Source organism: Vibrio sp. SCSIO 43132 (genome assembly GCF_019904195.1).
Classification (GTDB): domain Bacteria; phylum Pseudomonadota; class Gammaproteobacteria; order Enterobacterales; family Vibrionaceae; genus Vibrio; species Vibrio nigripulchritudo.
Genome location: NZ_CP063199.1, coordinates 2,851,617 through 2,865,245, shown reverse-complemented (window position 1 = coordinate 2,865,245; position 13,629 = coordinate 2,851,617). Strand labels below are relative to the sequence as shown.

Here is a 13,629-nt window from a genome sequence, read left to right as displayed (position 1 = left end):
TGGTGGAATATATACTTTTGCCATGCACCAATGTTTCATTTTCCACCCATATCCCCTGATTTAATGGGTGGATTTCCACCCACTTCCATTCCTTCGCTCTGACTCGCACACTTTGTGACTTTCGTGCAGCCCTTATGGTTAAAGGGTTGTTAACAAAATGTATTAAGTTGGTCTGCGTTTTGCCTTATAGAACCTACACGGTCTTCATTGATGACGACCAAGTGTTAAATAAGGAGAATAAAAATGTTAAAGCCTCTTACCCTACTTTCTGCCTCCATCCTGGCGCTAACCAGTTTTCAAGCGGCTGCTAACTGTGACCCTGGCGAAATTGTGATCAAGTTCAGCCACGTAACGAACACCGATAAGCATCCAAAAGGTATTGCAGCTTCCCTTCTTGAAAAACGTGTCAATGAAGAGATGAACGGCAAGGCATGTATGCAGGTATTCCCAAACTCTACCCTTTACGATGACAACAAAGTGCTGGAAGCGCTTTTGAATGGTGATGTTCAGCTAGCGGCACCTTCTTTGTCTAAGTTTGAAAAATTCACCAAAAAATACCGCATCTTCGACTTACCATTCCTGTTTGAAGATGTGGATGCCGTAGACCGTTTCCAGAACTCGGAGTCGGGCGAGAAACTGAAAAACGCGATGAAGCGTCGTGGATTAAAAGGTCTGTCTTTCTGGCATAACGGCATGAAGCAGATGTCGGCAAGTAAGCCACTGCTTTCTCCTGCGGATGCAAAGGGTCTGAAATTCCGTGTTCAGGCTTCAGATGTTCTGGTTGCGCAATTTGAACAGTTGGGTGCAAACCCGCAAAAGATGTCGTTCAAAGAAGTGTATGGCGGTCTTCAAACTAAAGTTATCGACGGACAGGAAAACACCTGGTCGAACATTTACGGTAAGAAGTTCTTCGAAGTTCAGGATGGGATAACAGAAACCAACCACGGTATTCTGGATTACCTGGTTGTTACGTCTAACAAGTGGTGGAACGACCTGCCTGATGATGTGCGCATAGAATTCCACGCCATTTTGAAAGATGTGACAGCAGCGCGTAACTCGGCGTCTTCCGAAGTGAACGAGCTGAACAAACAAAACATCATCGCTGCTGGTGGTGTCGTTCGTACACTGACTCCTGAACAGCGTCAGGAGTGGGTAACCGCTCTGCAACCTGTATGGAAGAAGTTCGAGAAAGATATCGGCGCGGATCTTATCGAAGCAGCTCTAGCTTCAAACAAACAATAAAAATAATGGCGCAGCCCCCCGCTGCGCCTTAGCCCTTGGTTCATTCCTAATACAGCGGAGTATCTGTATGGAACAGTCGTTTTTTTCCCGAGTCGGTAAAGTAACGGACAACATCGAAGAGACGCTTATTGCTCTTTTTCTTGGTGGTATGACGTTACTGACCTTTGCCAATGTGGTGTTTCGTTATGTGTTTAACGACAACATCCTGTGGGCATTGGAACTGACCGTTTTTCTCTTTGCCTGGATGGTGTTAGTCGGTGCTTCTTATGGCGTGAAGAAGCACTTTCATATTGGTGTGGATGTGGTGATCAACCTTGCACCAGAAAGTGGGCGTAAGATCTACGCCATCATTGCTGTGAGCTTATGTTTACTTTTCTCTGTCTTGCTTTTCATTGGTTCCTGGAACTACTGGTATCCGTTCGTAACCGAGCGTGCCTGGTACGAAACTGATGACATCCCAATGCCTGAAATGCTGCAGTTTTTATCTGACTGGATGAATGAAGGCGAACGCTACGAGAAAATGCCTCGCTTTATTCCCTATGCGGCACTGCCAATTGGAATGGCGTTACTGACATTTCGCTTTGCTCAGGCAGCCTGGCAGATCATAACAGGTAAAACCGATCGCCTGATTTCAAGCCATGAAGCGGAAGAAGATCTTGAAGCATTGAAATCTGAAAGCAAGGAGAGCTAAACCGTGGACATTTTATTGTTGTTTGTCATGGTCATCGGTTTCATGCTGATCGGTGTACCAATTGCAATATCGCTGGGTCTTGCCAGTATTCTATTTTTGTTGATGCATTCCGATGCGTCACTGGCTTCTGTCGCGCAAACCTTGTTTAACGCGTTTGCAGGGCACTACACCTTACTCGCGATCCCGTTCTTTATTCTCGCGTCGAGTTTTATGTCGACGGGGGGAGTGGCAAGGCGAATCATCCGATTTGCCATCGCAATGGTGGGTTGGTTCCGTGGTGGTCTCGCCATGGCATCGGTCGTCGCCTGTATGATGTTTGCGGCGTTGTCTGGTTCTTCTCCAGCCACCGTGGTCGCGATCGGAAGTATCGTTATCGCTGGTATGGTGAAAAACGGTTACTCCAAAGAGTTCGCTGCTGGTGTTATCTGTAATGCCGGGACACTCGGTATCCTGATTCCACCTTCGATTGTTATGGTGGTGTACGCCGCTGCAACAGATGTGTCGGTAGGGCGTATGTTCCTGGGTGGCGTGATTCCGGGCTTGCTTGCAGGTGTCATGTTGATGATTGCTATCTACATTGCGGCAAGATTTAAAAACCTTCCAGCGCAACCTTTCGTAGGGTGGGGCGAAGCCTTTGCGGCTGCAAAAGACGCCAGTTGGGGTCTGTTGCTGATCGTCATCATTCTGGGTGGTATTTATGGCGGGGTATTTACTCCAACAGAAGCGGCAGCGGTAGCAGCGGTGTATTCCTTCTTTATCGCCAACTTTATCTACAAAGACATGGGACCGTTTGCCGATAAGGAAAACACCAAGCCGGTTCTGGTGAAAGTGTTCCAGACGTTTGTGCACAAAGACACCAAGCATACGCTGTTTGAGGCAGGCAAGCTGACCATCATGCTGCTGTTCATCATTGCTAATGCTTTGATTCTGAAGCACGTATTAACAGAAGAGCGCATCCCACAGATGATCACCGAATCTATGCTTTCTGCTGGATTAGGTCCGATTACCTTCTTGATCGTGGTGAACTTGTTGCTGTTGATTGGTGGTCAGTTTATGGAGCCATCCGGTCTGCTGATCATTGTTGCACCGCTGGTATTCCCAATAGCAATCGCTCTGGGTATCGACCCTATTCATTTAGGCATCATGATGGTGGTGAATATGGAAATAGGGATGATCACCCCGCCTGTAGGGCTGAACCTCTTTGTGACTGCGGGTGTGGCTAAGATGTCGATGATGAATGTGGTGAAGGCAGCGCTTCCTTGGGTGGCGGTGATGTTCCTCTTCCTCGTTATCGTAACTTACGTACCTTGGGTATCCACCTGGCTACCTACCACCCTTATGGGACCTGAAATCATAACCAAGTAGAAACGAAAACCTGAGACACCCTACACTCAGGAATAGATCGTTCATAAATGCACTTGAAGCACATTGCCCTGCTTTCCCCAGCAGGGCTTTTTTCGATTTATCTAATCCATCGTCCCCGGTAACCAGAGCGATATCTGAGGAACGAAAGTCAACAGAAGCAATACCGCCAACAACATTCCAAGGAACGGAAGAACTTCCTTAACAAAGTCTTTGACCGCCACTTTGCTGATACTACATGCCGTAAACATTAGGGTTCCCAATGGCGGAGTAACCCCGGCGATGGTTAAATTAAGCACCATCACAATCCCGAAGTGCACCGGATCTATCCCCACTTTGGTGATGATAGGCACCAGAATAGGCGTCAGAATGATCAGTGCTGCGCCACCTTCAATAAACATTCCAACCAAAACCAACAGTAAATTGATGATCAGCAGTAACAGGTATGGGTTATCTGTCAGCGACAACATTGCATTGGCGACCTGCACTGGTAATCGTTCCCATGATAAGTAGAAACTGAAAGTAGAAGCCGCACAGATAATAAACATCACGGTAGAGGTGGCGATCACCGTTTCTTTCATGATGGAAGGTAAGGCTTTTACCGAGAACTGGCGATGGATATAGCCAACAATAATGGCATAAATGACCGCAATCGCGCCTGCTTCAGTTGGAGTGAAAAGCCCGAATCGGATACCACCGATAATTCCGATGGGAACCATTAGCGACCACGCAGCATTTTTCAATGCCAGTAAACGTTCGGTTAGTGAAGAAGGTTTCGGCTGTGACGGAGCGTAATCGCGAATCCGGGAAATCCGGTGTGCGACCAGCATCAAGGCGATACACAGGACAATTCCCGGAACCACACCAGCCAGAAATAGTCGCCCAATGGATACGTCACCCATGTAGCCATACAGGATTAAACCAATACCGGGTGGAATGATCACACTGATAATGGATGAACACGCCGTTACCGCGGCAGAAAAAGCCGTGTGATAGCCACGCTGGTTCATCTGAGGAACCATGATTTTACTCTGCATCGCGGTATCGGCATTCGCACTGCCAGACATGCCGCCCATTAAGGTACTGAGAAGAATGTTGACCTGAGCCAGACCACCAACTCTATGCCCCGTTAAACTGTCGGCCAACTTCATTAGCCGCTCAGTTATGCCCGCGTGGTTCATGATGACACCCGTCATAATAAAGAAGGGAATCGCCAGCAAAGGGAATGAGTGGGTCACCGAAACAAATCGCTGAATGAAAATCTGATGCTGAATGCCATTGGTCATTAAGAAGAAGGTTAACCCGGCAATCGCGAGGGCGAATGCAACAGGTACGTTAACCGCAAAAAGCAGAAACAGAATGAAAACCGGAAGTAAATCCATTACAGCACCTCCGGCTCTGAAGAGTCGTCTGTTTGAGTCGGTCTGTTAAACAGATGACTTACGCTGTGAATCAACATAAATAAAAAAGACAGGCAGGTTGCAAGGTACACGAAGAAAAACGGTAACCTTAATACGGGCGAAGGACGGTTCCATGACTGAAAAGCCAGAACCGTTGCCAGATAAAAGCTGTATGCCAGAAAGATCAGTACGACCAGTGTTGTTAGCTGGAACAACCGTTTACGAATGTTGTCAGGCAGCGCGTCGACAAATACAGGGACGCCAATATGCAGACTCTTGCGATAACACACGGCTGCTCCCATAAATACCATCCATGTAAAGGCTATGCCTGACAATTCTGTTGTCCAGACTGCGGGTTGTTCCGTGATGTAGCGAGTGATCACCCCCCACACAACGGAACCCAAAACCAAGCTCATGGCGATCAGGGCAAGCGCGGTTTCCAGCTTGCCCAACACCTCCGACACTTTTCTTAGTGACATCATGATTCCTTATTGTTGGTCTCAGTTGTCCAGAATTTCACGAACTTTGGCGTGCAAACCATCTGACCATTTAGGGAATTTCTGATAAACCGGAGCCGTTGCTTTCTGGAATGCATTGGCGTCTACGTTTTTATGAACAGTCACGCCTTCCGCGCGGAGCTTGTCGAGTAGTGCATCGGTTGTGTTAACTGAAAGCTCTGTCATGAATTCACCCGCTTTGATCGCTTCTTCAGCCAGAATGGTCTGAATGTCTTTGGGCAGGTTGGCAAAGTAATCGGCGTTGATGACCAGTCCAATAAACGCTTTAAAGTGGCTGGTTAGTGACACGTGCTTTTTGCTTTCATACAGTTTGGCGGCGTAAAGTGAACCAAGCGGTGCTTCAGCAGCATCGACCACGCCCGAAGACAAACCGGTATACACTTCTGACCATGCCAGTTGAGTAGCACGAGCTCCCATCGCTTTTACGGTCTCAATCCACATGACGTTTGGCGGAACGCGCATTGACACACCTTTTAGGTCATCAGGTGACAGAATCGCTTTGTCAGAAATAATGTGTCTCTCACCAAACAACCAGTTCATCGCCAGAACTTCGAAGTTTCCGTTCTTCTTCACGGTCTCTTTCATAGATTGATAAAGGGATGAATCCAGTAACTTCTTAAAATCTTTTGGATCATTGAGTAAGTAAGGGCCGTTTAACACGCCAAAGTCCGGCGCGTAATCGGAAAGGTAACCCGGATCAGCCGTTTGAATAACAGGCAGACCCAGTTTCACTTGCTCGTAAACTTCTAGGTTGGTGCCGAGCTCGCCATTTGGGTGAATCGTGATTTTGATTTTGCCGTTAGAGCGCTTTTCTACGTTTTCGGCGTAGTATTCCAGCGCTTGGTGGAGAGGCTCTTTGTTCGATGTGACATGAGCCAGTTTGAGTTCATAGTCTGCTGCAAAGACGACGCTGGAAAACAGCATCGTTATTGCAATAAGCGGCTTGAGTAAACGTTCCATGTGTTGCTCCTGATTTTCCGCGAAACTGAAATAGATGAGTAAATACTCAGGCGCCACGAGCAATGCGCAATTAATACTGGTTGTGCAGGTCGTGTCGCTGACTTGCCCCGATACATCACTGTTTCCGAGTGGACAGCTTCTCAGGTCGCAGAAGGGAACAAGATTTCATCTCAGTTATAGAGTTTGATTAAATTCATATACAAAAGTAAATTTCATATATGGATTTACGGTATCCTTTGTATGGTTAAAAAACAACCGATCGACATCTTGCAAATAATCAAAGTGTGACAGCTGCCTGCGAAAATCAGATAGAGAATAAGTGATGGTGTGCATATTCGCACTTGGCGAGTACCAAGCGCGTAATGAAGTGGGGAAGGTTTAACTTTTGTAGCTGTCTTTGTTGATGCCGAACTTTTGCATCTTGTCGTAAAGGGTTTTACGCGGAAGCTGAAGAGCAGACATGGTGTCTTTAATGCTGCCGCCGTGATCGGCAAGCGCTTGCTCTATCAGAGCTTTTTCAAACTCTGAAACCTGATCTGCAAGCCCAGACTGGCATTTCGGTTTTTCTGTTTCACCCAACTGGCTGAGTTTACCGAGCAGGACAAAGCGCTCTGCGGCGTTTCTTAGCTCCCTAACATTACCCGGCCAGTCATGGGCGATAAGGGTCTGTAAATCGGCAGAAGGTAAAGAAGTTGCAGCTTTTCCATAACGTGCTGCTGCGACCAGCAAAAAATGATGGAACAGGGCTGGTATGTCCTCTTTACGAAGTCTCAAAGGAGGCAAATCTAGTGTTACAACATTTAAGCGGTAGTAGAGATCTTGACGAAATGTACCTTCTGAGGCGGCGTCTTTCAAATCCACTTTTGTAGCCGCGATAACACGAATGTCGAGAGAAATGCTTTTGTTTGAGCCGATTCGTTCAATCTGCCTTTCCTGCAACACCCTTAGCAATCGAATCTGTGCCTGCATCGGCATGGATTCAATTTCATCAAGAAAAAGCGTTCCTCCCTGAGCGTATTCGAATTTACCGATACGTTGGCTGTCTGCACCTGTGTAAGCGCCTTTTTCATGCCCGTATAACTCGCTTTCGATCAGGTTTTCTGGCACCGCCCCACAGTTGACGGCAACAAAGTTCTGCTCGCGCCGGCTGCTTTGCTCATGCAGAGAGCGGGCAACCAATTCTTTGCCAGTGCCCGTTTCGCCAAACAGAAGAATGTCTGCATTGGTATCGGCTATGTGGCTAATGGTGTCACGAAGCGACTGAATACTGTCGGTTTCTCCAATGATTCGAGGACCAAGTGTTTTGTTGGCTTTTAGCGCACGCTTGAGCTTCTGGTTTTCTAAGGTCAGCTTCCGTCTTTCAATCGCACGTTTAACGGTATCGATAAGCCGATCATTGGAAAAAGGCTTCTCGATAAAGTCGTAAGCGCCATCGTGCATCGATTGGACAGCCATAGAAATATCGCCGTGACCCGTAATTAAAATCACAGGGATATCCTCATCTTTGGCTTTGATGGAGTTCAGCAACTGCTGACCGTTAATACCGGGCAGGCGAATATCGGTGACGACCACAAAGGGTGGTTCGTCTTCCGAATACGCCAGCAGGGCAGATTCGGCATCGGGGAACCCTGTGGCTTCAATATCCGCCAGTTCAAATGCCTGCTCCATGGCAATCCGAAGATCTTCTTCATCATCAATAAAATAGATGTGACACATACTCATTCCTAAATTTTTGGCAGCAAGAGACGAAAGCGCGCGCCGGATTGTTCCATGTTATGCACCTGCAGTTCTCCATCCATGCTTTGCATAATCTGTTGGGAAATGGGTAAACCAAGCCCAAGACCGTTTTGCTTCGTCGTGAAAAAGGGCTCAAACAAATGGTTGAGCGTATCGGTTTCGATCCCCGGACCGGAGTCTTCTATATCAATCACGATATGTTCTGGGGTCGCATACAGCCTGAGTAGAATGTTTTTTTGTGGCTGCATATCCATAGCTTGAATGGCGTTAGTGAGTAAGTTTACTAATACCTGTTCGAGCTGAATTGGGTTGATTCTGGATTCGAGGGGCTGTTCCAGTCCTTCGCATTTTAAATGCGTCTGGCTCTCTTTGAGCTGAGGTTTCAACAGTTCTTTTGCTGCGATGATGACAGGCGAAATTTGGGTAACGACTCTATCGCTCGCGTCACTTTTTTTCGCGAAGGCTTTTAACTGCTGACTGATTTTTGCCATGCGTTCAGTAAGCGCCGAAATTCGGTGCAGGTTCTGATCGACTTTGTCGTGCCGTTCTTTTTCCAGAAACTGAAGTGCGTTGTCTGCGTAACTGCGAATCGCCGCGAGGGGGTTATTTAGCTCGTGGCTGATGCTGGTGGACATTTGTCCTAAAACTGCGAGCTTTGCGGCTTGAATCAGTTCTTCCTGAGTTTGCCTAAGTACCGATTCAGTATCTGCTCTTACCTTGATTTCCGCTTCTAACTCTGCGGTTCGTTCCATAACTTGATATTCAAGCTTTTGCTTGGACTCCGCCTGAATACGTTCGATTTGCCTTTGCTTAGACTTCTGCTGGCGAATGATGATGCTGGCGAGATAAAGCAGGGCGAATACCAGTGTATTCAAAGCAATCAGCCCAACGATTTTCCAAAAAAGGTTCGATTTGGGGCTGAGAACCCGCACTGTCAGGGAGCTATTGTTAAGGGGTTTGACGACACTTAAATACTGATTAAAAAATGAAGAGTCGCTTGTAAGGGTTAATTCAGTTTGTCTGGCATTGAAGTTGCCGGAAAATGCCAAAGAAGAAATATCCCGTTCCAGATATCTGCGGCTCTCCTTTATTTCTTTTTTCTTAATTTCGTCAAGATCATAGAGACTGTTGTACCACCAGTTTACCCGGTTAGACATAAACACAACATCGTCACTGTCCGTGACAACAAAGAAGCTATTTTGACTGTTCCAGTCTTCTTCTATTGTGGAAAGGTCTTTTTTTACAACAAGAACACCAATTGGGCTGCCGGCGTATTTAACTGGATACGAATAAAAATATCCACGCCTGCCAGACGTGCTGCCTAATGCAAAGTATTCGCCCCGACTTCCTGAGATCGCGGCTTGATAATAAGGGCGAAACGCAAAATTACGCCCAACGAAGGTCTTCTTATTTTGCCAATTGCTGGCGGCGATGGTTGTTCCGATATTATTGAGAAGATAAGTATCCGCGGCTCCGACAACCGTATTCACTTCCTCCAGGTAGCGATTGGTGATGTCTAGCTGAGCGCTGTTATCAGGAGAAAGAAGGGCATCCACCAGTTCGTTGTCTTTAGACATAAGTTGTGGAATGTAGGCGTACTTTTCTAGCTGACTCGTGAGGTGGCTGCTGAGCTGTTCAGCCTGAACTTGCGCATCTTCCAGTTGTTGCTCATAACCAGCCTGCCAGCCCCATGTGCCCAGTATCAGGCTAGAGACAGCGTAGGAGAGCAATAAAATGACTGGAATACGCCGCAGAATCATAGAGATAAACTTCTTCAACAACTGATAACGTAAAAGTAACAAAAAAGAGAAATTTATGGGTTGTTAAAACAAGACTCGGATCTCTTTTTTGCCTTTTCATGAAAAAAACTGATTATTTCACTTGAAAAGCCATGTATCGTCCCCATTTCTCAGAAAACTTTTGCCAAATGTTCGAGAAATCAGGACTTGGCTCGACAGTCGTTACGCATATCGCTAGAATGTCGCGTCTAAAATTTCTGTCCTGAAGCTAATTGGAGATGTTCTATCTATACCAAGAGTATAGGTAAGAGGTCACCGAATAGTGTTCAAACCAAGAATTCGGTGGTTTGTGACTCTACGAATTTATTTTTATGTATTCAGACAGAATACAACTTAAGGATGAAGCCACCGCAAGAAGCGCTGGCTCATACGCTCAGGTAATCTGAGCCAGTTTTGAGGTTTATTTATAATGCAAGCTACTGTTGAAACTCTAGAAGGCCTAGAGCGCCGTCTTACTATTACCGTTCCTGCAGCTAACATCGAAGACGCAGTAACAGCTGAACTACGCAACATCGCTAAAAACCGTCGTTTCGATGGTTTCCGTAAAGGTAAAGTGCCTTTGAAAATGGTTGCGAAAATGTACGGCAAAGCAGTACGTCAGGATGTGATGGGTGAGGTTATGCAACGTCACTTCATCGAAGCGATCGTTAAAGAAAAAATCAACCCAGCGGGCGCTCCTACTTTCGCTCCAGTTGAAACTGAAGAAGGTAAAGATCTTGTATTCAACGCAACTTTCGAAGTTTACCCAGAAGTTGAGCTGAAAGGTCTTGATAACATCACTGTTGAGAAACCAGCAGTAGAAGTGAAAGAAGACGACGTTGCTGAAATGATCGAAACTCTACGTAAGCAGCAAGCAACTTGGAAAGAAGTTGAAGGCGCTGCTGAAGAGAACTCTCGTGCAACTATCGACTTCGTTGGTTCTATCGACGGTGAAGAGTTTGAAGGCGGTAAAGCTGAGAACTTCCCACTAGAAATGGGCGCTGGTCGCATGATCCCTGGTTTTGAAGACGGCATCGTAGGTAAGACTGCGGGCATGGAATTCGAAATCGACGTAAACTTCCCAGAAGATTACCACGCTGAAAACCTAAAAGGTAAAGCAGCTAAGTTTGCTATCAAAGTAAACAAAGTTGAAGAGCGTGAGCTTCCAGAACTTGACGAAGAATTCGTTGCTAAGTTTGGCGCTGAAGGCGGCATCGACGGTCTTAAAGCTGAAGTTCGTAAGAACATGGAGCGTGAGCTTAAGCAAGCTGTTAAGAACCGCATCAAAGAGCAAGCGATTGACGGTCTGGTTAACGAAAACGAAATCGACGTTCCTGCTGCACTTATCGATCAAGAAATCGGTACTCTGCGTCAGCAAGCTGCACAACGTTTCGGTGGCAACCCTGAAGCGGCTGAGCAACTTCCACGTGAGCTGTTCGAAGAGCAAGCTAAACGTCGCGTTGTTGTAGGTCTTCTACTAGGCGAAGTGATCAAATCTGAAGAATTAAAAGCTGACGACGAGAAAGTTAAGGCTATTATTGAAGAGATGGCGACTGCTTACGAAGATCCAGCAGAAGTTATTGCTTACTACGAGCAAAACGAGCAAATGATGAACAACATGCGCAATGTTGCGCTAGAAGAGCAAGCGATTGACGCGATCATCGCTAAAGCAAAAGTTTCTGAAAAAGAAGTAAGCTTCAACGAGCTTATGAATACGCAACAACCTGCATAAAATCAGGTTTCAGTGCGTAGAAAGTTGACTTTGTTTTAACTCTTCTGCTAACAATGGTCCGTATGAGTCATTCATCCGGGCCATTTTATTTAGGGATATAAGAATATGAGCTACCAAGAAAAAAATGCAATGTCACCAATCATTGATGCACTAGTACCCATGGTGGTAGAACAAACTTCCCGTGGTGAACGTTCTTACGATATCTACTCACGCTTGCTCAAGGAACGTATCATTTTCCTGACTGGTCAAGTTGAAGACCAGATGGCCAACCTTGTGGTTGCGCAGTTACTTTTCCTTGAATCAGAAAACCCAGACAAAGACATCTTCCTTTACATCAACTCTCCTGGCGGAAGTGTAACGGCGGGCATGTCAATCTACGACACCATGCAGTACATCAAACCAAACGTAAGTACGGTATGTATGGGTCAGGCTTGTTCAATGGGTGCTTTCCTGTTAGCAGGCGGTGCTGAAGGTAAACGTCACGTTCTACCTAACTCTCGCGTTATGATCCACCAACCATTGGGTGGTTTCCAGGGACAGGCGTCCGACATTCAAATTCACGCTCAGGAAATTCTGACCATCAAACAAAAGCTAAACAAATTGCTTGCAGAGCATACAGGTCAGCCTCTTGAAGTTATCGAGCGTGATACCGATCGCGACAACTTTATGTCGGCAGATCAAGCAGTAGAATACGGTTTGGTTGATTCAGTTTTAACTCACCATAAAGAGTAATTTGTCATTGCTGCAAGATGCAGGCGAAATTTGGTGAAAATTGATATAAACTCAAAACAAGATAGTAAAGGCTAAGAGGTTAGCGAATGACAGATAAAAGCAAAGAGGGCGGTAGCGGTAAGTTACTTTATTGCTCTTTCTGCGGCAAAAGCCAGCACGAAGTTCGCAAGCTAATCGCAGGTCCATCGGTGTACATTTGCGACGAATGCGTCGACTTGTGTAACGATATTATTCGTGAAGAAATTAAGGATGTGCTTCCTAAGAAGGAATCCAGCGCGCTTCCTACTCCTCGCGAAATTCGCGAACACCTTGATGATTATGTGATTGGTCAAGATTACGCTAAGAAAGTGCTAGCCGTAGCGGTATACAACCACTACAAGCGCTTGCGTAATGGCGATACGACGAGCGAAGGCGTTGAACTGGGCAAGAGTAACATCCTGCTGATCGGTCCAACGGGTAGCGGTAAAACGCTGCTGGCTGAAACCCTGGCTCGTTTCCTAGATGTACCTTTCACCATGGCCGATGCGACCACACTGACGGAAGCAGGTTATGTGGGTGAAGATGTAGAAAACATCATCCAGAAGCTTCTTCAGAAGTGCGATTACGATGTGGCAAAAGCGGAACGCGGTATTGTCTACATTGATGAAATCGACAAGATTTCACGTAAAGCCGAAAACCCATCCATCACACGTGATGTATCCGGTGAAGGTGTACAGCAAGCGCTATTGAAGCTGGTTGAAGGTACGGTTGCATCTGTTCCACCACAAGGTGGCAGAAAACATCCTCAGCAAGAGTTCCTGCAGGTAGACACATCTAAGATCCTGTTTATTTGTGGTGGTGCATTTGCTGGTCTGGATAAAGTGATTGAGCAACGTACAGCAACAGGAACTGGTATTGGTTTCGGTGCTGATATTCGTTCTAAAGACGAAACGCGTACCGTCGGTGAACTGTTCACTCAGGTAGAACCAGAAGATCTTGTGAAATACGGTTTGATTCCGGAATTCATTGGTCGTCTGCCTGTAACCACTACACTGACCGAACTCGACGAAGCAGCACTTATTCAGATTCTGTGTGAACCTAAGAACGCACTGACTAAGCAGTATGCAGCGTTGTTCGACCTGGAAGATGTCGAGTTGGAATTCCGTGAAGATGCGCTTAAGGCGATTGCCAAGAAAGCCATGGATCGTAAAACGGGTGCTCGTGGTCTTCGTTCTATTCTGGAGTCTGTACTTCTGGAAACTATGTACGAATTGCCATCTTCTGAGAATGTCAGCAAAGTTGTGATTGATGAAGCGGTTATCCAAGGTGAATCAGACCCTCTACTGATTTACGAAGGGAACGACAATCAGGCTGCTGGCGCAGAATAAAATACTTTTAAACACTAAAGGAGGCTTTTGCCTCCTTTTTTTTATTATCTCGTTGAATCTAAGCAACTTGCCCCCATATACTGCACATAAGCAGAAACGGAAGAGAGAAT

Annotated in this window: 11 protein-coding genes; 6 read left to right on the top strand and 5 right to left on the bottom strand. The window is 46.3% G+C overall.

All coding sequences use genetic code 11. From position 1 onward, the window contains the following. Positions 1-243 precede the first annotated feature (243 nt). The 3 genes from INR79_RS12765 (at position 244) to INR79_RS12755 (ending at position 3,298) form a co-directional block, all read left to right on the top strand. Positions 244-1,242 carry a TRAP transporter substrate-binding protein gene (locus INR79_RS12765; protein ID WP_004406246.1) on the top strand — a complete coding sequence of 333 codons (999 nt, stop codon included), beginning with the start codon at positions 244-246 and terminating at the stop codon, positions 1,240-1,242. Between the two features lie 67 nt (positions 1,243-1,309). Next, a complete protein-coding gene (locus INR79_RS12760; protein ID WP_004406244.1) occupies positions 1,310-1,933 on the top strand; it encodes a TRAP transporter small permease in 624 nt (207 codons plus the stop codon). Positions 1,934-1,936: 3 nt separating this feature from the next. Beyond that, positions 1,937-3,298: a TRAP transporter large permease gene (locus tag INR79_RS12755; RefSeq protein WP_004406243.1), complete on the top strand. Its 1,362-nt coding sequence runs from the start codon at positions 1,937-1,939 to the stop codon at positions 3,296-3,298. A gap of 101 nt (positions 3,299-3,399) precedes the next feature. Here the strand turns inward: INR79_RS12755 and INR79_RS12750 are convergent, their stop codons facing one another. From INR79_RS12750 to INR79_RS12730, 5 genes are all read right to left on the bottom strand, one after another. Then, positions 3,400-4,677, bottom strand: coding sequence for a TRAP transporter large permease (locus tag INR79_RS12750; RefSeq protein WP_022551240.1), 1,278 nt, complete (start codon positions 4,675-4,677; stop codon positions 3,400-3,402). Beyond that, positions 4,677-5,177, bottom strand: coding sequence for a TRAP transporter small permease (locus INR79_RS12745; protein ID WP_223094535.1), 501 nt, complete (start codon positions 5,175-5,177; stop codon positions 4,677-4,679). Before INR79_RS12745 ends, INR79_RS12750 begins: the two co-directional genes overlap by 1 nt. An 18-nt stretch (positions 5,178-5,195) precedes the next feature. Beyond that, positions 5,196-6,173 (bottom strand): C4-dicarboxylate TRAP transporter substrate-binding protein, encoded by a 978-nt coding sequence (locus INR79_RS12740; RefSeq protein ID WP_223094533.1) that lies wholly within the window; start codon positions 6,171-6,173, stop codon positions 5,196-5,198. Between the two features lie 378 nt (positions 6,174-6,551). Continuing rightward, positions 6,552-7,889 (bottom strand): sigma-54-dependent transcriptional regulator, encoded by a 1,338-nt coding sequence (locus INR79_RS12735; protein WP_004406236.1) that lies wholly within the window; start codon positions 7,887-7,889, stop codon positions 6,552-6,554. A gap of 8 nt (positions 7,890-7,897) precedes the next feature. Continuing rightward, positions 7,898-9,670 carry an ATP-binding protein gene (locus INR79_RS12730; protein WP_223094531.1) on the bottom strand — a complete coding sequence of 591 codons (1,773 nt, stop codon included), beginning with the start codon at positions 9,668-9,670 and terminating at the stop codon, positions 7,898-7,900. Between the two features lie 448 nt (positions 9,671-10,118). Between INR79_RS12730 and tig the strand changes: the two genes are divergently transcribed. The 3 genes from tig (at position 10,119) to clpX (ending at position 13,519) form a co-directional block, all read left to right on the top strand. Beyond that, positions 10,119-11,420, top strand: coding sequence for a trigger factor (tig, locus tag INR79_RS12725; RefSeq protein WP_004406233.1), 1,302 nt, complete (start codon positions 10,119-10,121; stop codon positions 11,418-11,420). Between the two features lie 105 nt (positions 11,421-11,525). Further along, complete coding sequence (gene clpP, locus INR79_RS12720) at positions 11,526-12,152, top strand: ATP-dependent Clp endopeptidase proteolytic subunit ClpP (RefSeq protein WP_004406230.1); 627 nt, start codon at positions 11,526-11,528, stop codon at positions 12,150-12,152. 86 nt (positions 12,153-12,238) lie between these two features. After that, the gene (gene clpX, locus INR79_RS12715) at positions 12,239-13,519 is read left to right on the top strand and encodes an ATP-dependent protease ATP-binding subunit ClpX (protein WP_004406221.1); all 1,281 of its coding nucleotides are present in this window, start codon (positions 12,239-12,241) and stop codon (positions 13,517-13,519) included. Positions 13,520-13,629 lie beyond the last annotated feature (110 nt).